Raw genomic sequence first — 24552 nt, forward strand, 5'->3', positions numbered from 1 at the left:
CGCTCCCCCTACCCCACGAGCGCCTCGATGCTCACCGGGATCGACTTGAATGCCGGAGTCCTGGAACGCGGATCGACCTCGGTGCCGACAAGGACGTTGGCCTCCGGATAATAGGCCATCGCACTGCCGCGCGGCAGGTCGAAAGCGGTGGCAACCGCCTGCATCCGACCGGTATCGGAGACGATCGCCACTCTTTCGCCCTCGGCAACCCCGAACGCTGCCATGTCTTCCGGGTTGAGGAATACCGCATGCCGCCCGGCATTGCCGCGATAGCTGTCGGTTTCTTCGTAGATGATGGTGTTGAACTGGCCTTCGCTGCGCACCGTCGCCAGCGACAGGCGCTCGCGCTCGAGCGCCGGAATGGGTGTCACCACGAAATGTGCCCGCCCATCCGCTGTGCTGAAATCGGGCACATGCAGGACGCGGCGCTTGATGTGGAATTCCTTCTTGGCAACGTCGATATCGGCCAGTTCCTCCATGCCCGGAACGACCTCGGCAATCGCCTCGCGCACCCGGCGGTGGCGGCTGAACGCGGCAAAATCGATGGGACCGTCGGGCAGCAGCCGTTCGCCCAGGGCGCAGAGGATCTGGCTCTCCGGCCGCACATTGTCGAGCCGGCGGATACCGCCATCGGAAAGCCTGACGAAATTGAACATCGACTCCTGGGTGGTCGGTTCCCATTCCTCATCGCGCGCCGTCACCGGCAGGATGATGACCTCGCCTTCGCCCAGCCCGTGGACATGACCCATGTTGAGCGTGGTGGTCAAAAAGAGCTTGAAGCCTATGGCACTCATGGCGCGGGTGGCAAAACCGGTATCGGGCGTCGCTCCCCAGAGATTGCCGCCCATGATGATGGCCGCATCGATCATGCCGGCGTCGGCCGCCTTGAGGCAGCCCATGGTGTCGAACCCCTTATCGGTGGGAAAGGTCACCCCGAAAGCCGCTTCCATCTTCGCCAACACGTCCTTTGCCAGCACCGGCTTGACACCGATGGTGCCGATGCCCTGGACGTTCGAGTGCCCGCGTAACGGCAGGAGGCCGGCATGGCGCTTGCCGACCATGCCGCGCAGCAGAGCCAGGTTGGCGATGGCCTCGACATTGGCGACCCCATGGATGTGGTGGGTCATGCCCATGCCCCAGGCGAAAACGGCGTGGTTGGCTTGGCCGTAGCGGCGCGCGATCCGCTCGATCTCACCTTGTTCGATACCGCACGCATCGGTGACCTCCTCCCACGAGAGTGCGTGGAGGTCGGCACGGAACGCCTCGAAGCCGGTGGTATGCCCGGAGATGAACTCAGCATCCGACAGCCCGAGCTCCAGCACCGCCTTGGCCAGCCCCTTCATCAGCGCGATGTCCGAGCCGATGCGCGGCTGCAGGTAGTCCGAGGCGATCTCGCTGCCACCCTTGAGCATCGAGCTGGGCGACTTGGGAACGGCGAACTTGACGAGGCCGGGTTCCCTCGCCGGATTGATGACGATGACCTGGCCGCCGCGCTCCCGGCAGGCCTTGAGCATATGGATGAAGCGGGGATGGTTGGAGGATGGGTTGGCCCCGATGACGAAGATCAGGTCCGCGCGGGTCAGGTCGTCGAGCTCGATCGTAGCCGTGCCCTTGCCGATCGTCGTCGCCAGGCCTTCGCTCGTCGCCTGGTGGCAGTAGTAGGAGCAGTTGTTGACGTTGTTGGTGCCATAGGCCCGCGCCAGCAGCTGGAAGAGAAAGCCCGCCTCGTTGGATGAGCGCCCCGAGGAATAGAAGAACGTCCGTTTTGGATCGGTGGCGGCGAAACGCTCAGCCGCCCGCTCGATAGCGAAGCTCCAGTCGACAGGTTCGAAGCGATCGCCGCCCCGGCGCTTGAAGAGCGGCGTGTTGAGCCGTCCGAGGCGTTCCATCTCCCGTCCGGCAAGCTCGCCGATGGTGTGTGCGAAGATCTCGCGGGGGATGGCCGGCTGGATGTCAGTCGACTGCGCCTGCACCGATTTGTTGCAGACCGAGGGGAACTCTCCCAGCTCGTTAGTCATGCCGCCCATCTGCCCGCCCATACCATAGGCGCAGGCCTTGCAGGCGTTCTTGGCGGTCAATGCCTTGGCGGCCTTGCCGATGCCGATGCGCGAGACCGTCTGGAGCGTGTAGAGCACCTTCTTGGGCCCACCACCGACGATTTGTTCACCCACCTTGGTCCTCCCGAACAGTCAGCGCACAGTATGCGCGCCCAGGTTCGAGGGCAAAGCAAGATCGCGCATTTTAGCGCAAATCACTCAGCCTGCTCGGCGCCTTCAAACATTCCTGATGGAAAACCATCAAGGCTGACCTGGTTCTTCTCGCGCCAATAGGCCTCGATCCCCTCCGGACCTTTGGCCTCTGCCCATCGGTCCATCTGGTCGCGCTCTCCGACATAATCGAAGATCGGAACACCATAACCGCACGAGGTCTGCACAAGGTCGATGTCGAGCCAGACCATCTGCCGCGCCCCCAGCGGCTCGATGCCCTCGAAGGTTTCCGCAAGGAGCTTTGCGTATTCCGCAGTCTGACGCGCGATGATCCGGCCACGCCCATAAAGGCGAAGGATCAGCGGCGGTCCCTCGACCGCGCAGAACATGATGGTCATGCGGTCGAGCTGGCGTAGATGCGCCGCCGTTTCGTTTCCACTGCCGGTGCGGTCGAGATAGACAACGGCGTTGTCGGTCATTACCCGGAACTGGTCGGTTCCGCGCGGCGAGACGTTCACGTGCCCGCTCGGCGCTGCCGTCGCGGTGAAGAACATGCGTTGGCGCGCAATGAACTCGCGCTGGTGCGTGTTCAGCTGGTCGTATCGTTTGGCCATGGTCGTCTCCTGTCCGGCGGCACCTTACTCAGGCCGTGGGTCGGAAGGAACCTGTCGGCAACGCGTTGATACCACTTGACAATGAGTAAGCGAATGCTTACGGTAAGCAATGACTTACGAACAAGCATTCAGAGCGCTGGCGGACCCGACCCGCCGACAGGTTCTCGAGGCCTTGCAGAAAGGACCCAAGTCGGTTGGCGCCATCGCCGCCGGCTTGCCGGTCAGCCGGCCCGCCGTATCGCAGCACCTCAAGGTGCTCAAGGAGGCCGGCATGGTGGACGACAAGGCCGAGGGAACGCGGCGGGTCTATTACGTGGATCCCAGAGGGCTGGCGGCGCTCAGGACCTGGCTCGACCAGTTCTGGGACCAGGCGCTCGCCGAATTCCAGCGCCAGATCGAGGAAGAGAACCAAAAGCAGAAGAGGAGCGACCCATGAACAGAACCGTCACCATCGCGCCGGTCAGGAAGACGATCACCGTCGCGGCTACGCCGGAACACGCTTTCCGCTTCTTCACGCAGAGCATGTCGAGATGGTGGAACAAGGGCTATACCATCGGCAAGTCACCCCAGAAGGACGTCGTTGTCGAGCCGAGGGCGGGCGGACGCTGGTTCGAGCGCGGCGAGAACGGCAGTGAATGCCAGTGGGGTAAGGTGCTCACCTGGGACCCGCCGAACCGGGTGGTTCTCGCCTGGCAGATCACGCCGCAATGGACATATGACGAGGAGATCCTCACCGAACTCGATGTGCGGTTCCTCGACGAAGGAGGAAAGACCCGGGTGGAACTGGAGCACCGCCTCGACGCCTACGGCGCTGCCGCCGAGCAGATGCGCGAGCTCTTCGATGGACCCGGCGGATGGATGGGACTGCTGGAGGCATATGCCGGATCTCTTAGCTGACCCTCGCAATCGGGCGGGACAGGAGGCCATACCCCCTGCCCGCCCCTCCGCTCAGTTGGTCAAAGCGGCAATCCGGTCCGCGCCTTGACGGTTCTGATGCTCATGTTGGAATGGATGCGCGCCACCCCGGGCAGGCGTGCCGACAGCCGGCGGTGCAGCCGCTCGAAATCCTCGTGATCGCGGCAGATGACCCTGAGGATGTAGTCGGACTGACCGGCCATCAGGTGGCACTCGAGCACTTCGGGAATATCCCTGACCGCGGCCTCGAAGGCGTCGAGCGCAGCTTCGCTCTGGCTGATAAGCCCGACCTCGATGAAGAATTGCATGGAAAAGCCGAGCCGCTCGCTGCTCAGCACGGCCCTGTAGCCCTCGATCAACCCCCGCTCTTCGAGCGCGCGCACCCGCCGGTGGCAGGCCGACGGCGACAGGCCCACCGCCTCGCCGAGTTCCTGCATACCTCTGCGGCTGTCGGCCTGCACAACGCGCAGAATTTTGCGGTCTATATCATCAATGTGCAAAGCCATTGCGCATGGGGTCAATTATACGGCGTTTCATTCGAAACACTCCGTCTTTCCGCCGTAATTTGCAAGCACTTTGCGGCGACTTCCTGCTTTGCTGATAGAATGCAGATGGAGGGAGACGTCATGCGCATCGGTGTTCCGAAAGAAATCAAAAACCATGAATATCGGGTCGGCCTGACGCCGGAGAGCGTTGCAGAGCTGACCCATCAAGGCCATGAGGTGCTGGTCGAGAAGCACGCCGGCGCCGGTATCGGCGACGACGATGCCGAATACCGCGCCGCCGGCGCTGCCATCATGCCGGATGCCGCCAGCGTCTTTGCCGCGGCCGATATGATCGTCAAGGTCAAGGAGCCGCAGGCCGCCGAACGTGCCATGCTCCGCCCCGGGCAGATCCTCTTCACCTACCTCCACCTTGCTCCCGACCCCGACCAGACCCGCGACCTCGTCAGGTCCGGCGCCATCGCCATCGCCTACGAGACCGTGACCGACGCCAGTGGCGGTCTGCCGCTCTTAAAGCCGATGAGCCAGGTCGCCGGCCGCATGTCGATCCAGGCCGGCGCCACTGCCCTCGAGAAGGCCCATGGCGGGCGCGGCGTGCTGCTTGGCGGCGTGCCAGGGGTGCAGCCGGCCAAAGTGGTTGTGCTGGGTGGCGGGGTCGTGGGCTTCCATGCCGCCGACAACGCCGTCGGTCTTTCCGCCGACGTGACCATCCTCGACAAGAGCCCTGCCGCGCTCGAGCGACTTTCCAACCATTTCGGCGCCCGTGCGCGCGTCATCTATTCCAACAAGGCCTCGATCGCCGAAGCCGTCGCCAGTGCCGATCTCGTCATCGGCGCGGTGCTGATCCCCGGCGCCTCCGCACCCAGGCTCGTCACCCGTGAGATGCTCAAGACCATGAAACAGGGCGCGGTCCTGGTGGACGTCGCCATCGACCAGGGCGGGTGCTTCGAGACTTCGCGCCCAACGACACATGCCGAGCCGACCTATGTGGTCGACGGCATCGTGCACTATTGTGTCGCCAACATGCCAGGCGCTGTGGCGCGGACCTCGACCTACGCGCTCAACAACGCCACCCTGCCGCACGTCGTCAAGCTCGCGAACCTCGGCTGGCGGAATGCGCTCCTCGCCGACCATCACCTGCGGGCCGGTCTGAACGTCTGGCGCGGACACGTGACCTGCGCACCAGTCGCGCAGGTGCAGAATTACGAATTCATGTCGCCGGACGCGGCGCTCGCGGCCTGAGACAGAAAGGACGCGGGAACATGTCCCGCGCCCCTCGGGGGTGCTGCAAGGGAGCGTCAGCCCTTGCAACGCTCACCCGAACTCTTGCAACTGCCGATATTGTCTGCGCCGGACTGGGAGCTGCACGTATCGAAGTAACGGGCACATCCGGCAAGAGTTCCGCACTCACCCCCAGAGCGCACCCAAAGGGTGCCGGCGCCGCCGATCTTCTCATAGGTAAGCGCCCCCATCTGGCGCATATCGCAGCAACCGCCACTTTGGCAGCGGGGCGGGGATAGGCCCCTGGTCGAGTTCGAACGCCGGTTCATCAAACACTAAGCCCCGCGCCATTGGTGCGATGGCACGGGGCCGAGGTGTCGGTGCAAACAACCTCTGCCGAAGGATGAACCTACGGTGGCTGAAATATAACGCATTCATGACAGCAGGTCACGTCTGTCGCATGCTTTTGAGCCAGGATTTTGCGCAGTCCGATTATAAATTAGGCAGAGGTGAACCGCGGGCGGGTCCGACCGATGCGGCTGCCTTCACCTGCGTTTTCCCCAACGCCTGAAATGTGGCACTGTCAGAGGTTTGCACCTTCGCTGGCACGTCGCTTGCTTCGTATCGACCGGTGCAAACATCTTCTGCCGGGGACCTACGGCTTTCCCCGACAGCCCAGCGCGGCGTTGCCGCCGACGCTACATGTCCGAGGGCGACTGCAGCACGTGGGTCGCCTTGATCGCGGCCGACGCGCGATTCTCGACGCCGAGCTTGGCGTAAACCTGCTCCAGGTGCTTGTTCACCGTGCGCGGGCTCAAACCCAGGATGTCGCCGATGTCGCGATTGGATTTGCCGCGCGCGATCCACAGCAGCACTTCGCTTTCGCGCTGCGTCAGCCCGAAATTCTGCCTGAGGATCTCGTCCTGGTTCTCGCTCCCGACAGCCACCAGACGGAAGAGGTGTTCGTCGGCGCCCATGCTGCCGAGGCACACCAGTTGCAGGCTCGCCGGATTGGTCGGGTCGAGCGGGAAGCTCTCTCCGGCGATCGCGGCGCTGCCGCCACGCTCGGCAAGCCACGCCCGCACGCGCGCGCCGACCCTGGCGCTCGCCCTCGGCCCGGCCGCCGATCCCAGCAGCCGGCTCGCCTGCGGCGTCGTCCATTGGACTTCGCCGCCGTTCGACACCGCCAGCAGGTGCCTTCCGGCCGCATCGAGCGCCACCCGCGCACTCTGCGCCGAACGGGCATTGGCCAGGTGCACGCGGATGCGTGCCCTCAGTTCGTCAATGTTGATCGGCTTGGTGAGATAATCGACCCCGCCGCTTTCGAGCGCATGCACCACGTGCTCGGTCTCGGTAAGGCCGGTCATGAAGATGACCGGCACGTGCGAGACGCTCGGCATGGCCTTCAGGCGCCTGCATGTTTCGAATCCGTCGAGCCCGGGCATGACGGCATCCATCAGGATGATGTCGGGGGCCACCCGCCCGGCGATACCGAGTGCGGCTTCCCCGCTTCGTGCCACCAGCACCGTTACACCCGCAGCTTCCATCGCGCTGGTGAGGAAACCCAGTGCTTCGGGTGAATCATCGACGACGAGCACCACGTCCTGCCCGCCAACCAGCTCACTCATGCTCATTCATGCCTTCGAGGATCTGGGTATAGCCGGCAAAGTCGTAAGCTTCCATACGCGCCCGCAGCACGTCGACCAGCGGTCCGTTCTCCGGCGCGAGGGAAAGTTCGGTGAGCTTGGCATCGATCCCGCGCACATGTCCGATCTGCCCGAGGCTGATGAGCTCACGGACATGGTCTGCTCCAGGCGAGCGCAGACTGCCGGAGCCGTTGCGACGGGGTGGCGCGGCCGCAGGCGAACCGGCCGCCTCTTCCTCCCATTCGAGCTCGAGATGCGTTCCGAGCTTTTCAATGAGCTGGCGCAGGCTGAACGGCTTGGCGATGGCGTCGTTGTGGCCCGGATCGCCCTCCGGCTTGTTGGCTCCGTCCCCGACGTTGGCCGAAAGCATGACGATTGGGGCCGTCTGCCCCGCCGCCCGCAGCCGTTCGACCAACTCCCAGCCGGTCATGCCCGGCATCAGGATGTCGACGAAGAAGAGGTGTGGCTGAACCCCTTCGAGAAGGGTGAGGCAATTGGGCCCGTCGACGGCGGTGAGAACGGTAAAGTCCAGTGGCTGGAGCATCTCGCGCATCATCTCGCGGTGCTCGCCGTTGTCGTCGACCACCATGATGATGCGGCGCGCCCCTCGATACGTTTTGATCCGCCGGTCCTCCGAGGCGCGCATCACCGGCCGGTCGACCTTGGAGAGCATCAGACGCACGTCGAAAGTCGCCCCCTGCCCCGGCTCGCTCTCGACCCTGACGGCACCGCCCAGCGTCTCGGTCAGGAGCTTGGTGATGGTGAGGCCAAGGCCAATGCCGGGCGACAGCCGGTTGCGCTCCGCTTCGCCGCGAACGAAGGGCTCGAAGATGCGCCCGATCTCGTCGGGGGCGATGCCGTTCCCGCTGTCGGCCACCTTGAACGTTGCCACCTGCGAGCGATAGGCGACTTCGAACGTCACATGTCCGCGGTCGGTGAACTTGATGGCGTTCGAAAGCAGGTTGACCAGGATCTGTCGCAGGCGCTTCTCGTCGGTGCGCACATATTGCGGCAGGTTTCTCGCTCGCTGGTGGCGGAACTCCAGCCCCTTGGCCTCGGCCTGAAGTCGGAACATGTCGACGATCTGGTCGAGGAAGTCGTGGATATTGATCTCATTGGAATATACCTGCAGCCGCCCCGCCTCGATGCGCGAGATGTCGAGAAGTCCGTCAATGAGCCCGGAAAGGTGCTCGGCGCTGCGCCGGATGACCTTGATCGAGGAACGGCGCGGGGCCGGCATGGTTTCGTCGCGCTCGAGGATCTGCGCATAGCCGAGAACGGCGTTGAGTGGCGTACGCAGTTCGTGGCTGAGGCCCACGACGTACCGGCTCTTGGCCTGGTTGGCGGCTTCAGCCGTTTCCTTGGCCTTCTGCAGGGCGGCGTCCGTGCGGCTGTGCGCGGCGATCTCCTTTAAAAGCAGCGTGTTCTGCCGCGAGCTTTCCTCCTCGGCGACCAGCCGGCTGTCTTGCGCCAGGACCAGGAACCAGGTGACGATGCCCGCCACCACCACGAAGACGAAGAACACCACGGCGATGGTGCCGCCGACCACCTCGGCCGTCTGCGGCGCGGCGCGGGTCGCGAAATAGTAGATGAGACCGAGGATCGCCCCGATCAGCCCCACCGCGACACCCGAGGCGATGCCGTAGCGTCCGAGCCGCGTCTGCAGCTTGGCGATCGCCCATTCGGGCAGGATGCTCGCAGCCACCGTGTGCGCCTGCGCCCGCAGATGCGCATGCGGCTTGCACATGTCGTGGCAGCGCGCATCGAGCGAGCAGCAGAGCGAGCAGATCGGCGCAGCGTAGGCGGGGCACCAGGCCATGTCTTCGGGCTCGAAAGCGTGCTCGCAGATCGAGCAGGTGATGGTGGTCCTGCTCTGCCATTGCTTGCGCGGTTTGCGTGCCAGGTAGTACTTGCCCCTGGTCGCCCAGGCGATGGCGGGTGAGGCAACGAAGGCGACGGCGAGGGCGATGTAAGGAGCGAGCGCTCCGGCCATCGTCCCGAAAGCGCCGAGATGGGCAGCGAGCGCCACGGCCGTCGCCAGAGTCATCGCGCCGAGCCCGACCGGGTTGATGTCATATAGGTGTGCGCGCTTGAACTCGATGCCTGGTGGCGCCAGCCCGAGCGGCTTGTTGACGAAGAGGTCTGCCGAAATCGAGCAGAGCCACGCCATGGCCACGATCGAAAAGATGCCGAGCGTCTCCTCCAATAGCCGGTAGATACCGAGTTCCATCAGCAGCAGCGCGATGGCGACGTTGAAGAGGAGCCACACCACCCGCCCCGGGTGGCTGTGCGTCAGGCGCGAGAAGAAGTTCGACCAGGCGAGCGAGCCGGCATAGGCGTTCATCACGTTGATCTTCAACTGGCTGACCACCACGAACACTGCCATCAGAACGAGCGCCAGCGTCTGGTTGGGGATCATGTAGCCGAAGGCGACCGCATACATCTGCGCGGGCTCTGCCGCGTGCTCTGCCGGAACACCCGCCGAAAGCGCCAGTACTGCAAGGAACGACCCGGCGAGGAGCTTGGGGGCACCCATCACCACCCAGCCAGCACCGGCAAGGAAGATCGCGAGCTTGTGGCGCTTGCGCTTGGCCTGCTCCTCTGCTGGCAGGAACCGCAGGAAGTCCACCTGCTCGCCGATCTGCGTCATCAGCGCCAGGATCACCGCGGAGGCCGCACCGAATTGGGCAACATCGAACGGCGACACGCCACCGAGCGGCGCGGCCGGCTGGTTGAGCCCCGCGAAGGCCCGCCATACGTCGAACTGCCCCCAGTCGAGGAAGGCGATGAACAGGAAGGGCGCGATATTGAGGACGATCCACACCGGCTGCGTCATCAACTGAAAACGGCTGATGAGCCTGACCCCGTGCGTCACCAGCGGAATGACCGCCACGGCCGAAACGATATAGCCGAGCCAGAGCGGCACGCCGAATGCGAGCTGCAAGGCGCTCGACATGATCGAGGCTTCGATGGCGAAGAGAATGAAGGTGAAGCTCGCATAGATGAGCGAGGTGATGGTCGAGCCGATATAGCCAAAGCTCGCTCCGCGCGTCAGAAGGTCAATGTCGACGCCGTGGCGCGTGGCATAGCGCGAGATGGGCAGGCCGATGACGAGGATGACGATCGAGGCGACGATGATGGCGACGATGGCGTTGGTGGTGCCGTAGGACAGCGTGATCGCCCCGCCGATCGCCTCGAGCGCCAGGAACGAAATCGCCCCGATCGCCGTCTGCGAAATGCGGTTGCTGGAAAAACGCCGCGCCGATTTGGCGGTAAAACGCAGCGCGTAGTCTTCCAGGGTCTGGTTGGCCACCCACCGGTTGTATTCGCGCCTGATGGGAATGATCCGTTGCCGCGCCATCGCCCCTGTCGAAATCTTCGCCTAAATCCGCGCCAGAGCGCCCCAATGCCCAAAAAAGTGCCGCACCCTCTCTAGCACACAATCCATTGCGTTCACGCGCTTTATTGCCCAGCGGCAGGAGCGGATGGGCGCCGGCTACGTCAATCGACGTATAGGGGGTTTGTTAGCAATCGTCACAAAGTCCCGATCCGTTGCCGGCTCCCCCGAAATTGCCGGTGCAACGGAACAGTTGAGGGACAAACAGATGAATATGAGATTCGCCTTCGGCGCGGCTTTGGCAGGCACGATGATCCTGTCGATGGCGCCGGCACAGGCACAGGACGAGCCCATCAAGGTCGGCATCCTGCATTCGCTCTCGGGCACGATGGCCATTTCCGAAACCACGCTCAAGGACACCATGCTGTTCCTCATCGAGCAGCAGAACGCCAAGGGGGGCCTGCTTGGCCGCCAGATCGAGCCAGTCGTGGTCGACATCGCCTCCGATTGGCCGCTCGCCGCCGAAAAGGCCCGCGAGTTGCTGACCGTCAACGAAGTCGACGCGGTCTTCGGTTGCTGGACGTCGGTCTGCCGTAAATCGGTTCTGCCGGTTTTCGAGGAACTGAACGGCCTGCTGTTCTATCCCGTGCAATACGAGGGCGAGGAAAGCCAGCGCAACGTCTTCTATACCGGCGCCTCTCCCAACCAGCAGGCCATCCCCGCCGTCGACTATCTGGCGGAAGAAGAGGGTGTCGAGCGCTGGGTGCTCGCCGGCACCGACTACGTGTATCCGCAGACCACCAACAAGATCCTAGAGCAATACCTGCTCGACCATGGTGTCGCGCCCGAAGACATCATGATCAACTACACACCCTTCGGGCACTCCGACTGGCAGACCATCGTCGCCGAGATCAAAGTCTTCGGGTCGGAAGGCAAGAAGACCGCGGTTGTCTCGACCATCAATGGCGACGCGAACGTCCCCTTCTACCGTGAGCTCGCGAACCAAGGCATCGCTGCCGAGCACATCCCCGTCGTCGCCTTCTCGGTCGGCGAGGAGGAGCTCTCCGGCTTCGATACCAGCCCGCTCGTCGGTCACCTGGCTGCCTGGAACTACTTCATGTCGGTCGAAACTCCCGAGAATGAGGAGTTCATCACGGCCTGGCACGAATTCATCGGCAACGAGGACCGCGTGACCAACGACCCGATGGAGGCTCACTACATCGGCTTCAATCTCTGGGTGAAGGCCGTGGAAGCCGCCGGCGCCACCGATGCGGACGCCGTGATCGATTCGATTGTCGGCCTCGAGACGCCGAACCTCACCGGCGGCATCGCCAAGATGCTCCCCAACCACCATGTCACCAAGCCCGTCCTCATCGGCGAGATCCAGGACGATGGCCAGTTCTTCGTGGTGTGGGAAACCGAGGATCTCGTTCCTGGCGACGCCTGGTCCGACTTTCTGCCGGAGTCTGCCATGCTCGAAGCCGATTGGACCGCTCCGATCAACTGCGGCAACTACAATACGCAGTCGCAGACCTGCGGCGGCTCGACGGTGGCTGCGGCCAACTGAGCCGGCCCCGACGACACCCCGGGGGCGGTAGCCCGCCCCCGATCTCCCCTTCCGGACAGTCAGAACCGATGCGCCCTATCCGTTCGCTCCGCCTGCTCTTCGCCCTGGTCGGCCTGTCGCTTACGCTTCTTGCAGGCGTCGCCCGTGCACAGGACGTGCCGGGCCTCATTGAGGCCATGGGCGAGGCGAACCTGCGCGAGCTCGGCGGCATCGTCGAGGAACTCGCGGCAACCGGCGACAGCACCGTTGCCCCCGCCCTCGAAGCACTAGCCGACGGCGACCTCTACGTCGATGAAGCGGACGGTCGCGTCGTCATCGTCACCCGCAACCGCATGTACGATCCGGTGACGCAAACCGAGATCGGCCCAGCGGGCGATGCCGATCTCTCGCGCATCCGCATCAACAACAGCCTGCGCCGCGACGTCGCTGCAGCTCTCGGGTCTCTGACATTGATGAGCGACGATCCGACCGTGCGCCTCTCGGCCGCCCGCTCGATGCGCGCCAATCCGACCGAGGAGAACCTCATTCTCCTCGACGAGGCACTTGCCGCCGAAACCAACCCTTCGGTTCGCGGCGCCATGGAAACCGCCCGAGCCGTCACCATCCTTGCACTCGACGACACCAGCCTCGAAGAAAAGCGCGCGGCCGTCCCGGTGGTTGCCCGCAATGCCGGGCGCGAAGCCATCACCATTCTCAACGCCGCTCTCGGCTCGGCTCCCGAGGAACTCGCAACCGACATCCGCTCGGCAATTGCCGGTCTCGAGCAGGAGCGCGCCATCTGGGCCGCCCTGCAGAATGTCTGGTTCGGCGTCTCATTGGGCTCCGTGCTGCTGCTGGCTGCCATCGGCCTTGCCATCACTTTCGGGGTCATGGGCGTCATCAACATGGCCCATGGCGAGATGGTGATGCTGGGCGCCTACACCACCTTCGTCGTGCAGGACGTCATCCGCCGCAATGCGCCCGAGCTTTTCGACTATTCGCTGGCGATCGCTCTGCCATTGGCCTTTCTCATCACCGCCCTCGTCGGCATCGCCATCGAGCGCGGCATCATTCGCTGGCTCTATGGCCGCGCGCTCGAAACGCTGCTGGCGACCTGGGGCCTGTCGCTGATCCTCCAGCAGACCGTGCGCTCGATCTTTGGGCCAACCAATCGCCAGGTCGGCAATCCGAGCTGGATGTCGGGCTCGTTCGAGTTCTACGGCCTTTCCCTCACCTGGAACCGCTTCTGGATCGTCATCTTCGCCATTGCCGTCTTTACGGCGCTTCTCGTCGTCCTCAACCGCACGGCACTGGGCCTGCAGATGCGCGCGGTGACGCAGAACCGCCGCATGGCCTCGGCCATGGGCATCCGCACCCCCTTCGTCGACGCCATGACCTTCGGTCTCGGCTCGGGCATTGCCGGGCTTGCAGGCGTGGCGCTGAGCCAGATCGACAACGTCTCGCCCAATCTCGGCCAGGGCTACATCATCGACAGCTTCATGGTCGTCGTCTTCGGCGGCGTCGGCAATCTCTGGGGCACGCTGGTTGGTGCGCTGACTCTCGGCGTCGCCAACAAGTTCCTCGAGCCCTATGCCGGCGCGGTGCTGGGCAAGATCCTCATCCTCGTCCTCATCATCCTCTTCATCCAGCGGCGCCCGCGGGGGTTGTTCGCGCTGAAAGGAAGGGCGGTGGAGTCATGAGTTCGGTGAAGAAACCCCTCACCCGGCGCTGCGCGCCGACCTCTCCCCAAATGGGCGAGGTGAGCATCATGCTCGTCCAAGCGCGGAGCCAATCCCCTCGCCCCTCCGGGGAGAGGGTTAGGGTGAGGGGCTTCTACTTTGACACCCTCACATCCGAAGGCGTGCGAGCATGATCACCCAAGCGCTCCTACGCGCCCTCGACAAAAAGGCCCTCTGGCTGGTTGCAATCCTTGTCGCGCTCGCCATCGCTGTGCCCGCGGCCAACCTCATGATCCCCCCGGGCCAGCCGGGTCATGTGCCGATCTATGTCGTCACCTTGTTCGGCAAGTACCTGACCTACGCCATGCTGGCGCTCGCCCTCGACCTCGTCTGGGGATATTGCGGCATCCTCTCGCTCGGGCACGGCGCATTCTTCGCTCTCGGTGGCTACGCCATGGGCATGTATCTGATGCGCCAGATCGGCGACCGCGGCGTCTATGCGAACCCGGTCCTCCCCGACTTCATGGTGTTCCTCAACTGGAAGGAGTTGCCCTGGTACTGGATGGGCTTCGACCAGTTCTGGTTCGCCGCCCTTATGATCGTCCTGGTGCCCGGCCTCCTCGCCTTCGTCTTCGGCTTCTTCGCCTTCCGCAGCCGTGTCACCGGCGTCTATCTCTCGATCATCACCCAGGCGATGACCTTCGCCCTGCTGCTCGCCTTCTTTCGCAACGACATGGGCTTTGGCGGCAACAACGGTCTGACTGACTTCAAGGACATCCTCGGCCAGCCGGTACAGGCGGCGACCACCCGCGGCGCGCTCTTTGCAGCGACCGCCGTGGCGCTTGCCCTTTCCGTCTTCGTCTGCTCGATGATCGTCAACAGCAAGCTTGGCAAGGTGATGATCGCGGTGCGCGACGCCGAGAGCCGTACCCGCTTCCTCGGCTATCGGGTGGAGTATGTGAAGCTCTTCGCTTTCACCGTTTCCGCCGTCATGGCGGGCGTTGCCGGTGCGCTTTACGTCCCTCAGGTCGGCATCATCAATCCGGGCGAGTTCGAGCCGGCCAATTCCATCGAAATTGTCATCTGGACCGCCGTCGGCGGGCGCGGCACCATCGTCGGGCCGATCATCGGCGCCGTCGTCGTCAACATGGGCAAGTCCTACTTCACCGGCGCCTTGCCCGAGTTCTGGCTCTATGCGCTAGGCGCCCTCTTCGTCTTCGTCACCCTCTTTCTGCCCAAAGGGATCGTCGGCCTCCTCGGCCAGTGGCGCGCCGTGAGCCGCCGACACGAGCCTGCACGGCCCGCCGCCGGCGAAGCCCAGGCGTCCGACGCCGAAGAGCGCGGCGAGGATCCGACGACGCTGATCGGCGACCCCCAGCCCAAGCCCGCGGAGTAGGCGATGATCAACGCCCAGGACACCATGCTCTACCTCGACGGGGTGTCGGTCGCCTTTGACGGCTTCAAGGCCCTCAACAATCTCTCGATCATCGTGCGCCCGGCCGAGATGTTGGCCATCATCGGCCCGAACGGCGCCGGCAAGACGACAATGATGGACATTATTACCGGCAAGACACGGCCCGACGCGGGCGAGGTCTATTTCGACGGACGCACGGACCTGACGAGACTCGACGAGGCGGCGATCGCCAACCTCGGCATCGGCCGCAAATTCCAGAAGCCGACCGTGTTCGAAAGCCAGACTGTCTGGGACAATTTGGAAATGGCCCTGAAGAAGCCGCGCGGCATCGTGAGGACCCTTTTCTATGTGGCAGGCGACGAGGACATCGCCCGTATCGAGGAGATCCTGGAGACCGTGCGGCTGACCGACCGCAAGGAGGATCTGGCTGCCGATCTTTCCCATGGCCAGAAGCAGTGGCTTGAGATCGGCATGCTCCTCGCCCAGGACCCCAAGCTCCTGCTGGTCGACGAACCGGTCGCGGGCATGACCGATGCCGAGACCGGCGAGACTGCGAGGCTGTTGACCGAAATCGCACGAACCCGCTCGGTCGTCGTCGTCGAGCACGACATGAGCTTCGTGCGGGACCTCGCCACCCGCGTCGTCTGTCTCGCCGAAGGCTCGGTGCTCGCTGAAGGGTCGCTCGAGCAGGTCAGCGCTAATCCCATCGTGATCGAACGGTATCTCGGGAGGTGAGTATGTCGCGATTCAGCACGGAAGGCTCAGCCGGCATCTCCCTCCCCCTTGTGGGGAGGGTGGCCCGCGAAGCGGGTCGGGTGGGGGTATCTCGCGGCAGGAGCTGCAGCATCGAGTCTACGGCGGCGTACCCCCACCCAGCTTCGCTAGGAGCCATACGGCCCCAAGCTGCGCTACCCTCCCCACAAGGGGGAGGGAGACGGTGTCGTGCCCTTGGAGGGATCTCATGACCACCGCCCTTTCCGTCAACGCCATCGACCTCCATTACGGTGCCGCCCAGGCGCTCAAGGCAGTTTCCATCGACTGCCAGCCCGGCCGCATCACCGCCGTGCTGGGCCGCAACGGCGTCGGCAAATCCTCGACGCTGCGCGCGATCACCGGCATCAACCAAATATCGGCCGGCTCCATCGTCTTCGGCGAGCAGACGCTGCGGAAACTGCCGCCCTACCGCCGGGCCCGCATGGGCCTCGGCTATGTGCCGCAGGGCCGCGAAATCTTTCCGCTCCTGACCGTCCGAGAAAACCTCGAAACCGGCTATGCCGGCTTGCCGCGCCGCGACCGCAACATTCCCGGCTATATCTTCGAGCTATTCCCGGTCTTGAAGTCGATGCTCGCCCGCCGGGGCGGCGACCTCTCCGGCGGTCAGCAACAGCAATTGGCGATCGGGCGGGCATTGGTCGCGCGTCCTCGGGTGCTGGTCCTCGACGAGCCCACGGAAGGCATCCAGCCCTCGATCATCAAGGACATCGGCCGGGCGCTACAGTTCCTGCGCGACGAAAAGGAGATGACCATTCTCCTCGTCGAGCAATTTCTCGATTTCTGTCGAGAGATCGCCGACGACATCTATGTCATGGACCGGGGCGAAGTCCGCCATTCGGGGCCGGCGAGCGACCTCGACCTGCCCGAGGTGCGCCGGCACCTCGTCGTCTAAAGCGCGATGTGAAAGCAACCGGCTCTTCGTGAAAAAAATGAGACGCGCGTGATTGGACTCGATCAAACCACATCGCGCTCCAACGAAAACGCCCGGCACTGGGCCGGGCGCAAGCATCCAGGGGAGGGACGCTATCCTATTCCATCACCAGACCCGCATCGATGCAGGCCTGCAGATCGATCGTCTCGAGATCGATCGTGGGGGTTTCAGCCTGGGCCATGCCGCTGGCTTCGACTTCGTCCTCGACTGCATCGTCGCCCGAGTCCTCGAGCTCCGCGTCGCCTGCCGACTCGTCTGTGGACTCCGATTCGGTACCGGCAGCGGTCTTGAGTTCGTCGCATTGCTGCTGGACGAGCGGAAGCTCGTCCTCGGGAATGGTCATGCCATTGATCATCGACTGAGCATACACCGGTCCGGAAAAGGCCAGCGCAGCGGCGAGGGCAATCGTTGACGCAAGTGGTTTCAATTGCATCTCTATTTCCTCTCGATTTAACTTTCTTGGCGAGCAGGTGCTCGGTTGGTGTAACGCTGCTGTCAAATAATTGTTGCGTCCCACGCGGATATCCCGCCGATCACGTTTATTTTCCTGCCTCAAGAAGAACCGGTTCATGTTTTCGATGACGGCCGAGCCGACAAACCCACCAGCGCGCCTGCAACGTGCGCAGGGCGTCGGCCGCATCGTCGTCGCCGACCGTGAGGGCCGAACGATGCTGCGCACCCTCTACCAGGAGGGATGCAGCAAGATCCGCCTGCCCAATACCCATTCGCCGGCCATCGAAGCCGTCCTCATCAACACCGCCGGAGGGCTCACCGGCGGTGACAATCTGCGCTGGCAGGCGGAGGCGGCGGCCGGTGCCAGGCTCGTCCTCACCACCCAGGCCTGCGAGCGCATCTACCGCACGACAGGCCCTGCCGCCCGCGTCGAGACGCACCTTTGCGCCGGTCCCGGCGCCCATATCGATTGGCTGCCGCAGGAAACGATCCTGTTCGAAGATTCGTATCTCGACCGCAGCATGAAGATCGATGTCGAAGACGGCGCGACGTTTACCGGCATCGAGGCGGTGCTGCTCGGCCGCGACGCCATGGGCGAGGAGGCGCGCTATGCCCGCTTCGCCGACAACTGGCGCATCCGGCGCAATGGTCGCCTGATCCACGCCGAGGCGACGCGGCTGACCGGCGAGCCCCGGTTCGAGCGGGATGCCATCTCGCTGCTCGCCGGTGCCCGCGCCTTCGCCAGCCTCGTCCATATCGGCCCAGATGCAGAACGGCACCTGGCGGCGATCCGGCCGCGGATTGCCGACGATCCGCGCGTGGCCGCCAGCGCCGAAGGCGAGCGTCTCGTCATACGAGCCATGGCGCAAAGCGGACTTGCCTTGCGCCGATTGATCGTTCCAATAGTTGCCGACCTTTCCGGTGCGGGAAGCCTTCCCCGCCTGTGGCACAGCTGACTCCGAGAGAACCGCCCCAAGAGAACCGCCAATGAACCTGACCCCGCGCGAAAGAGACAAGCTCTTGATCTCCATGGCTGCCGTGGTGGCGCGCAAGCGCCTCGAGCGCGGCGTCAAGCTCAACCACCCGGAGGCAATCGCGCTCATCACCGATTTCGTCGTCGAGGGGGCCCGCGATGGCCGCTCCGTAGCCGACCTGATGGAGGCGGGCGCCCATGTCGTTGCCCGCGATCAGGTCATGGAAGGCATTGCCGAGATGATCCATGACGTTCAGGTGGAAGCCACCTTCCCTGACGGCACGAAGCTCGTCACCGTTCACCAGCCGATCCGCTGATCCATCAACCGCCACGAGATCACCAGGAGGAACATCGATGCTCAAGCGCATTCTGATCGCCATTCTCGCCGTCGGCGCCGCCACGGCGCCCGCCTTTGCCCATCTCGACCCCATGGCCCACGGCCCGGTAATGGCCGGTTTCACCCATCCGCTTTTCGGGCTCGACCACGTGCTGGTGATGGTGGCTGTCGGCCTTTGGGCCGCCGTGGCTGGCAGGCGGGCCATCTGGATAGTCCCGGCCGCGTTCGTTGGCGCCATGGCGTTCGGCTTTGCCGCGGCGATCGCCGGGGTGTCCTTGCCCTTCGTCGAGCCGGTGATCCTCGTTTCGGTGGTCTTCGTCGGTGTCATGGTGGCGCTCGCACTGCCCGTGCCGGCGCCAGCCGTCGCCGCGATGGTCGCAGTCTTCGCCCTCTTCCACGGCCATGCCCACGGCGGCGAGCTCGGCGCCGCCGGCGCGCTCGAATTCGCGCTAGGCTTTATCGTCGCCACCGCCGCGCTGCACCTCGTCGGCATCGCGCTCGGCCTCGGCTTCGCGCGCATCCTCGACACCGGCCGCAGCCGCATGGCGATCCAAATTCTCGGCGGCCTGACGGCGCTTGGCGGCGTCTGGCTCGCCGTCGGCGCGTGAAGGCCGGTTAGGAGGTGAAGCCATGATACCGGGGGAAGTCCTGCCCAAGCCGGGCGACATCGAGCTCAACGCAGGCGCCGAGACGCTGACCATCGAGGTCTCCAATACCGGCGATCGACCGATCCAGGTCGGTTCGCACTACCATTTCTACGAGACCAATACGGGCCTGCGCTTCGACCGGGAGCGGACCCGCGGCATGCGGCTCGATATTGCCGCCGGCACCGCCGTCCGCTTCGAGCCGGGGCAGACCCGGGAAGTGACGCTGGTGCCCCTATCGGGCGGGCGCACCGTCTACGGATTTCAGCAAAGGACCATGGGGCCGCTCTGACCGGCACTACCGCCGCCCCACCTACCTCAAAGGGATTTGATGACTATCAAGGAAGACGACTTTAAGACGGGTCTTGCAGCCGTTGTTGACGATCTCCACAAGGCCGGCACCAAGGACGCCGAAGCCATGCTGCTGCTCGGGCGCCTCGCCTCGGACCTCTCCGGTCAGATCAAGGCGTCCAACTGGAGCCAGGCCAAGAAGCGCATGAGCCGCGCCGACTACAACACGTTGCTCGAAAGCTTTCGCGAGGGTGGCAATACCCACGTTCAGGAAGGCCGCATCAAGCAGGCCTATGCCGTCCAGGCTCTGGCGATGTCGCTCATTGCCCCGACCTATACCTCACCCGAGATCAAACAAGGCGGCCAGTTGCTCGACGAACTGATCGACCGGACTATCGTCTTCTATAGGCGCTCTCGAAAGAAAGGCGTCTGAGACGCGGATGAACGGGCTTCCGGCGATCGGTGCGGATTGCGGGACTTTGGACCGCCTGGCGAGGAAGTGGCGGGACGCAGGTGCGTCCCGCCACCTGTCACTGTCTCAATTCGGGTCAGGCGCGGTCGTCGACATAGACGGTTGCAGAGCCATCGGTTTCGACGTCGAGCGCGACGACATCTGCGGCCTCGAACCCTTCGGCCTGCAGCTTGGCGGTAATCGCCGCGTTGGCTTCAAGCTGCGAATGCAGCGAAGTCATGCTGCCGGCATTGGCCTCGAGCAGCGCATCGATGTCGCTTTCAGCGGTCGTGCCGGCAGTACCTTCCGCCGTCGTATCGGTGTCCGTCATTTCCTCGCTGCCTTCCGCATCGACCGCGGCATCTGCCTCTGCTTCCGCCGATCCCTGCGCATCGACCGCAAGTTCGGACAGCCGAACGATGGTCACCTTGGACTCGTCCGTCACGGCGCTGAGGTCGAGTTCGGCCGAAGCGCCGGCCGTGAGTGCAGACGAAAGATCGTCCAGCGTCTTGCTGCCTCCCATGTCTGCGCCGGCACTGGTATCGACCCCGGCATCAACGCCCGCGTCGCCCCCGGTATCGGTGTCCGTGTCTGCACCGGCATCGACGCTGGTATCGACCTCGGCATCAACGCCGGCATCTACCCCGGTATCGCCGGCCTCGACGTCCACCCCGACGTCGCCCCCCGCATCGACGCCGACGCCGGCGTCCTGCGCAAAGGGTGCGACGGCTGTGGAAGCCAGGAGGGCGGCGGCCAGAGTGAGAGCGATCGTATTGCTACGCATGGCTTATCCTTTCTTATTCCAGGTATTGCCTCCCGCGTGCTTCGTCCAATGCGCTTCCGCCGGTATGGTTGCGCCACTCGGGCCAGGCACAACCGCAACCCCCTGAGAACAAACGCTAAAACTACAGTGGACCGCCGGAAAACCATCTCCGTGCGGCCCATCGGCAACACCCTGACAACCTGAAGACGGAGCCTGCTATGCCTGCCCGCATCTCCCGTGCGACCTATGCCGACATGTACGGTCCGACCACCGGCGACAGGGTGCGTCTGGCTGATACCGAGCTCTTCATCGAGGTCGAGAAGGATTTTACTTTTTATGGCGAGGAGGTGAAGTTCGGCGGCGGCAAGGTGATCCGCGATGGCATGGGCCAGTCCCAGCGCACCCGCGCGCAAGGGGCCGTCGATACCGTCATCACCAACGCACTCGTCGTCGACGTCACCGGCATCTACAAGGCCGATATCGGCCTGAAGGAGGGTCGCATCGTCGGCATCGGCAAGGCGGGCAATCCCGATACCCAGCCCGGCGTCGACATCGTCATCGGCCCCTCGACCGAAGCTATCGCCGGCGAAGGCAGGATTTTGACTGCCGGCGGCTTCGATGCCCACATCCACTTCATCTGTCCCCAGCAGATCGAAGAAGCGCTGATGAGCGGCGTGACCACCATGCTCGGCGGCGGCACCGGTCCCGCTCATGGCACGCTCGCCACCACCTGCACTGGCGCGTGGCACATCGAGCGCATGATCGAAAGCTTTGATGCCTTTCCCATGAACCTGGCGCTCGCCGGAAAGGGCAACGCCTCCCTCCCCGCGCCGCTCGAAGAGATGATCCTCGCCGGCGCCGCGGCCTTGAAGCTCCACGAGGACTGGGGCACGACCCCGGCGGCCATCGACAACTGCCTATCGGTCGCCGACGCCTACGACGTGCAGGTGATGATCCACACCGATACGCTCAACGAAAGCGGCTTCGTCGAGGATACCGTCGCCGCCTTCAAAGGCCGCACCATCCACGCCTTCCATACCGAGGGCGCCGGCGGCGGCCACGCACCCGACATCATCAAGGTCGCAGGCCTTGCCAACGTCATCCCCTCCTCCACCAATCCGACCCGGCCCTATACCGGCAACACCATCGCCGAGCACCTCGACATGCTCATGGTCTGTCATCACCTCTCGCCCTCGATTCCCGAGGACGTCGCCTTTGCCGAGAGCCGCATCCGCAAGGAAACCATCGCCGCCGAAGACATTCTCCACGATATCGGGGCCTTCTCCATCATCTCGTCGGACAGCCAGGCCATGGGGCGTATCGGCGAAGTGCTGATCCGCACCTGGCAGACCGCCGACAAGATGAAGCGCCAGCGTGGGCGGCTGCCCGAGGAAACGGGCGACAACGATAACTTCCGGGTCAGGCGCTACCTTGCCAAATACACCATCAACCCAGCCATCGCCCAGGGCCTGAGCCGGCACATCGGCTCGATCGAGGTCGGCAAGCGCGCCGATCTCGTGCTGTGGAACCCGGCCTTCTTCGGCGTCAAACCCGAGATGGTGCTTCTCGGCGGCTCCATCGCCGCCGCGCCCATGGGCGACCCCAACGCGTCGATTCCGACGCCGCAGCCCATGCATTATCGCCCCATGTTCGCCGCCTACGGCAGGCTGCGGACCAACTCCTCGGTGACCTTCGTGTCGAGGGCCGCCGCGGATGCGGGCCTCAAGGATCGCCTCGGCGTCGCCAAGGCACTTGTGCCGGTCGAGAACACCCGTGGCGGCATCGGCAAGGCCGCCATGATCCACAACTCGGCAACGCCTCATATCGAGGTCGATCCGGAAACCTACGAGGTCCGCGCCGACGGCGAGTTGCTCACCTGCGAGCCGGCAAGCGTACTGCCCATGGCGCAGCGCTATTTCCTGTTCTAAGACCTTTGACCACGGCACGGGCGCCGCGTTTTTTGGGGCAATGAGTATGATATATGCCTTCGCGCTTCTCCTCGGCGCCGCCGCTGGCCTGCGCACCATGACCGCGTCGGCAGCAGTGAGCTGGGCGGCAGCCATAGGCTGGATCGACCTCTCCGGCACCTGGGCAGCCTTCATGGGCGCGACCATGACGCCCTGGATTCTCACCCTTCCCGCTTTTGCCGAATTGGTTGGCGACAAGCTGCCCACAACGCCTAGCCGCAAATTGCCGACGCCGTTCACCGGCCGCCTCCTCAGCGGCGCATTCAGCGGTGCTGTGCTCGGCCTTGCGGCAAGCGAATGGGTCGGCGGCCTGGTTGCGGGCGCCATCGGTGCGATCATCGGCACCTATGGCGGTGCCGAAGCCCGCGCCCGGCTGGCCCGCGCATTCCGGCGGGACCTACCCGCTGCTCTGATCGAAGACGTCGTTGCCGTTGTCGGGGCGATTCTCATCGTCATGGCAGTCGCCTGACGGCCAAAATCCGCGCTGGCCTCCCCTGCGCCCCTGCGTTAGCCTTGAACCAAGGAGAACGCGCTTGATCTATGTCATCGCCACCATCCGCATTCGGCCCGACGCGCTCGAAGCCTATGCGACCCTCGCCCAGCCTTGCATCGCCGCGACCCGCCGTGAGGCCGGTTGCCTGCTCTACGACCTCGATGCCAGCACCACCGACCCCGAAACCCTTGTCTTCGTTCAGAAATGGGAGAGCCGCGAGGCGCTTGCCGACCATCTCAATGCCCCTCATGTCGTCGCCTTTCGCGAGGCCATCAAACCTTATGTGATCGAGGCGCAGGTCGAGATCGTTCACCCCGATCGCGTCGAGGTCATGTAGGCCATGGTCCGGGACGCCGAGGAGCGCGACCTCGATGCGCTGATTGCCCTGCTGAGCGACGTGCAGGCCATCCATGCGAAGGCGCTTCCGGACATATTCCGAAGTGATTTGGATGCCGACGCCGCAAAAGGCATGTTCCGCGAGACCCTGGGCAAGCAGGGCCATACCGTTCTGGTTGCCGAGGATGCCGGACAACCCGTCGGCTACATATGGTTCGAGATTTTCGATCGCCCGGCCAACTTCTACCATCACCCCCGACGCGCCGGTTACATTCACCATATCGGTGTGTCCGCGTCAGTTCGGCGCCAGGGCTTCGGCCGCGCGCTCGTCGAGGCCACCCGCTCCCGCCTGGCGGACGCCGGGATCGACGAGGTCGGCGTGGACTACTGGGCCTTCAACACACGAGCGTCACAGTTCTTCGCGAGCCTCGGATTCGAGCCGCAACACCATATCGCCTTCGCCCGGTGACCCTGCCGCCTAGAGCGGAACGCGAAAAAGTGGGAACCGGTTTTTCGCGGAAAGTCCCGCGACAACTAAGTAGAGCGCGTGATTTGATTCCATCAAATCACGCGCTCTGACCCGGAAGGACCCAGCATGACGATCCGTACACTCGCCAGATCCGGCCTCTCCACCCTCGCCGCCTTACTTGCGTTGACCATATCCACCCACGCCCAACCGGCACTGGGCGTCCAATCAACCGTCGTCCTCACCCTCGGCACCGATGGCGACGCCGAAAAACGCCTCGTGCGCTACGAGTGTGAAGGCCTCGAACCCTTCGCGGTCGAGTACATTAACGCCGCACCCAACTTCCTCGCCCTCGTGCCGGTCGAAGGCGAGACGTTGATCTTTTCGGCCGTACTGTCGGCCTCCGGCGCCCGCTACGCCGCCGCCCACTGGGAATGGTGGACGTCCGGACCCGAGGCGAGCCTGCATGACCTCACCCTCGGCCCGGATGCCGAACCAGTCGCCGCTTGTCTCGAGTTCACCGAAGGGCCTTGAGGCGGCACGCGGAAACGGCAATGGACCTGGGTAACTAGCGCTGCGACGACAAGACTG

25 protein-coding genes are annotated in these 24552 nt (G+C 64.2%); 18 read left to right on the forward strand and 7 right to left on the reverse strand.

The features are described 5' to 3' along the window. Positions 1-8 precede the first annotated feature (8 nt). The gene (locus QQK18_RS03815) at positions 9-2171 is read right to left on the reverse strand and encodes an FdhF/YdeP family oxidoreductase (protein WP_284338960.1); all 2163 of its coding nucleotides are present in this window, start codon (positions 2169-2171) and stop codon (positions 9-11) included. An 80-nt stretch (positions 2172-2251) separates the two neighbouring features. Continuing rightward, positions 2252-2821: a pyridoxamine 5'-phosphate oxidase family protein gene (locus tag QQK18_RS03820; RefSeq protein WP_284338961.1), complete on the reverse strand. Its 570-nt coding sequence runs from the start codon at positions 2819-2821 to the stop codon at positions 2252-2254. Positions 2822-2930: 109 nt separating this feature from the next. On the opposite strand from QQK18_RS03820, the gene QQK18_RS03825 reads away from it, so the two are divergent. Both QQK18_RS03825 and QQK18_RS03830 read left to right on the forward strand, forming a co-directional pair. Beyond that, a complete protein-coding gene (locus QQK18_RS03825; protein ID WP_284338962.1) occupies positions 2931-3257 on the forward strand; it encodes an ArsR/SmtB family transcription factor in 327 nt (108 codons plus the stop codon). Beyond that, a complete protein-coding gene (locus tag QQK18_RS03830; RefSeq protein ID WP_284338963.1) occupies positions 3254-3718 on the forward strand; it encodes an SRPBCC family protein in 465 nt (154 codons plus the stop codon). The genes QQK18_RS03825 and QQK18_RS03830 overlap by 4 nt, the downstream gene beginning before the upstream one ends. Before the next feature lie 59 nt (positions 3719-3777). On the opposite strand, the gene QQK18_RS03835 is transcribed toward QQK18_RS03830, so the two are convergent. Further along, the gene (locus QQK18_RS03835) at positions 3778-4242 is read right to left on the reverse strand and encodes an Lrp/AsnC family transcriptional regulator (RefSeq protein WP_284338964.1); all 465 of its coding nucleotides are present in this window, start codon (positions 4240-4242) and stop codon (positions 3778-3780) included. 120 nt (positions 4243-4362) lie between these two features. On the opposite strand from QQK18_RS03835, the gene ald reads away from it, so the two are divergent. After that, positions 4363-5481 (forward strand): alanine dehydrogenase, encoded by a 1119-nt coding sequence (gene ald / locus QQK18_RS03840; protein ID WP_284338965.1) that lies wholly within the window; start codon positions 4363-4365, stop codon positions 5479-5481. A 677-nt stretch (positions 5482-6158) separates the two neighbouring features. Here ald and QQK18_RS03845 read toward each other — a convergent pair. Together QQK18_RS03845 and QQK18_RS03850 are read right to left on the reverse strand one after the other, a co-directional pair. Beyond that, positions 6159-7088 carry a response regulator transcription factor gene (locus tag QQK18_RS03845; protein WP_284339118.1) on the reverse strand — a complete coding sequence of 310 codons (930 nt, stop codon included), beginning with the start codon at positions 7086-7088 and terminating at the stop codon, positions 6159-6161. Continuing rightward, entirely contained in the window at positions 7081-10467 is a 3387-nt protein-coding gene (locus QQK18_RS03850) for a hybrid sensor histidine kinase/response regulator (RefSeq protein ID WP_284338966.1), read from the reverse strand. Before QQK18_RS03850 ends, QQK18_RS03845 begins: the two co-directional genes overlap by 8 nt. A gap of 244 nt (positions 10468-10711) precedes the next feature. Here QQK18_RS03850 and urtA point away from each other — a divergent pair, with 244 nt between their 5' ends. From urtA to urtE, 5 genes are all read left to right on the forward strand, one after another. Continuing rightward, complete coding sequence (gene urtA / locus QQK18_RS03855; RefSeq protein WP_284338967.1) at positions 10712-12010, forward strand: urea ABC transporter substrate-binding protein; 1299 nt, start codon at positions 10712-10714, stop codon at positions 12008-12010. 68 nt (positions 12011-12078) lie between these two features. After that, on the forward strand, positions 12079-13689 hold the full coding sequence (gene urtB / locus QQK18_RS03860; protein ID WP_284338968.1) for an urea ABC transporter permease subunit UrtB: 1611 nt from the start codon (positions 12079-12081) through the stop codon (positions 13687-13689). A 169-nt stretch (positions 13690-13858) separates the two neighbouring features. Then, entirely contained in the window at positions 13859-15064 is a 1206-nt protein-coding gene (gene urtC, locus QQK18_RS03865; RefSeq protein ID WP_284338969.1) for an urea ABC transporter permease subunit UrtC, read from the forward strand. A 3-nt stretch (positions 15065-15067) separates the two neighbouring features. Further along, positions 15068-15817, forward strand: a complete 750-nt coding sequence (urtD, locus tag QQK18_RS03870; RefSeq protein ID WP_284338970.1) for an urea ABC transporter ATP-binding protein UrtD — start codon at positions 15068-15070, stop codon at positions 15815-15817. Between the two features lie 226 nt (positions 15818-16043). Beyond that, on the forward strand, positions 16044-16748 hold the full coding sequence (gene urtE / locus QQK18_RS03875) for an urea ABC transporter ATP-binding subunit UrtE (protein WP_284338971.1): 705 nt from the start codon (positions 16044-16046) through the stop codon (positions 16746-16748). A 136-nt stretch (positions 16749-16884) separates the two neighbouring features. On the opposite strand, the gene QQK18_RS03880 is transcribed toward urtE, so the two are convergent. Beyond that, positions 16885-17220, reverse strand: coding sequence for a hypothetical protein (locus QQK18_RS03880; RefSeq protein ID WP_284338972.1), 336 nt, complete (start codon positions 17218-17220; stop codon positions 16885-16887). Positions 17221-17356: 136 nt separating this feature from the next. Between QQK18_RS03880 and QQK18_RS03885 the strand changes: the two genes are divergently transcribed. The 5 genes from QQK18_RS03885 to QQK18_RS03905 are packed head-to-tail and all read left to right on the forward strand — an operon-like array spanning position 17357 to position 19918. Beyond that, positions 17357-18196, forward strand: a complete 840-nt coding sequence (locus QQK18_RS03885; protein WP_284338973.1) for an urease accessory protein UreD — start codon at positions 17357-17359, stop codon at positions 18194-18196. Positions 18197-18227: 31 nt separating this feature from the next. Further along, positions 18228-18530 carry an urease subunit gamma gene (locus tag QQK18_RS03890; RefSeq protein ID WP_284338974.1) on the forward strand — a complete coding sequence of 101 codons (303 nt, stop codon included), beginning with the start codon at positions 18228-18230 and terminating at the stop codon, positions 18528-18530. 37 nt (positions 18531-18567) lie between these two features. Further along, positions 18568-19158 carry a HupE/UreJ family protein gene (locus QQK18_RS03895; RefSeq protein ID WP_284338975.1) on the forward strand — a complete coding sequence of 197 codons (591 nt, stop codon included), beginning with the start codon at positions 18568-18570 and terminating at the stop codon, positions 19156-19158. A gap of 22 nt (positions 19159-19180) precedes the next feature. After that, positions 19181-19486: an urease subunit beta gene (locus QQK18_RS03900; RefSeq protein WP_284338976.1), complete on the forward strand. Its 306-nt coding sequence runs from the start codon at positions 19181-19183 to the stop codon at positions 19484-19486. A gap of 39 nt (positions 19487-19525) precedes the next feature. After that, positions 19526-19918 carry a hypothetical protein gene (locus QQK18_RS03905; protein WP_284338977.1) on the forward strand — a complete coding sequence of 131 codons (393 nt, stop codon included), beginning with the start codon at positions 19526-19528 and terminating at the stop codon, positions 19916-19918. A 115-nt stretch (positions 19919-20033) separates the two neighbouring features. Here the strand turns inward: QQK18_RS03905 and QQK18_RS03910 are convergent, their stop codons facing one another. Next, the gene (locus QQK18_RS03910; RefSeq protein WP_284338978.1) at positions 20034-20720 is read right to left on the reverse strand and encodes a hypothetical protein; all 687 of its coding nucleotides are present in this window, start codon (positions 20718-20720) and stop codon (positions 20034-20036) included. Between the two features lie 197 nt (positions 20721-20917). Here QQK18_RS03910 and ureC point away from each other — a divergent pair, with 197 nt between their 5' ends. From ureC to QQK18_RS03935, 5 genes are all read left to right on the forward strand, one after another. After that, entirely contained in the window at positions 20918-22627 is a 1710-nt protein-coding gene (gene ureC / locus QQK18_RS03915) for an urease subunit alpha (protein ID WP_284338979.1), read from the forward strand. A gap of 46 nt (positions 22628-22673) precedes the next feature. Beyond that, entirely contained in the window at positions 22674-23135 is a 462-nt protein-coding gene (locus QQK18_RS03920) for a DUF4126 domain-containing protein (RefSeq protein ID WP_284338980.1), read from the forward strand. Positions 23136-23199: 64 nt separating this feature from the next. Beyond that, positions 23200-23496, forward strand: coding sequence for a putative quinol monooxygenase (locus tag QQK18_RS03925; protein WP_284338981.1), 297 nt, complete (start codon positions 23200-23202; stop codon positions 23494-23496). Between the two features lie 3 nt (positions 23497-23499). After that, entirely contained in the window at positions 23500-23964 is a 465-nt protein-coding gene (locus tag QQK18_RS03930; protein ID WP_284338982.1) for a GNAT family N-acetyltransferase, read from the forward strand. Between the two features lie 126 nt (positions 23965-24090). After that, positions 24091-24495: an MliC family protein gene (locus QQK18_RS03935; RefSeq protein WP_284338983.1), complete on the forward strand. Its 405-nt coding sequence runs from the start codon at positions 24091-24093 to the stop codon at positions 24493-24495. Positions 24496-24552: the final 57 nt, after the last annotated feature.

Source organism: Devosia nitrariae (genome assembly GCF_030160115.1).
In the GTDB taxonomy this organism is placed as follows: domain Bacteria; phylum Pseudomonadota; class Alphaproteobacteria; order Rhizobiales; family Devosiaceae; genus Devosia; species Devosia nitrariae.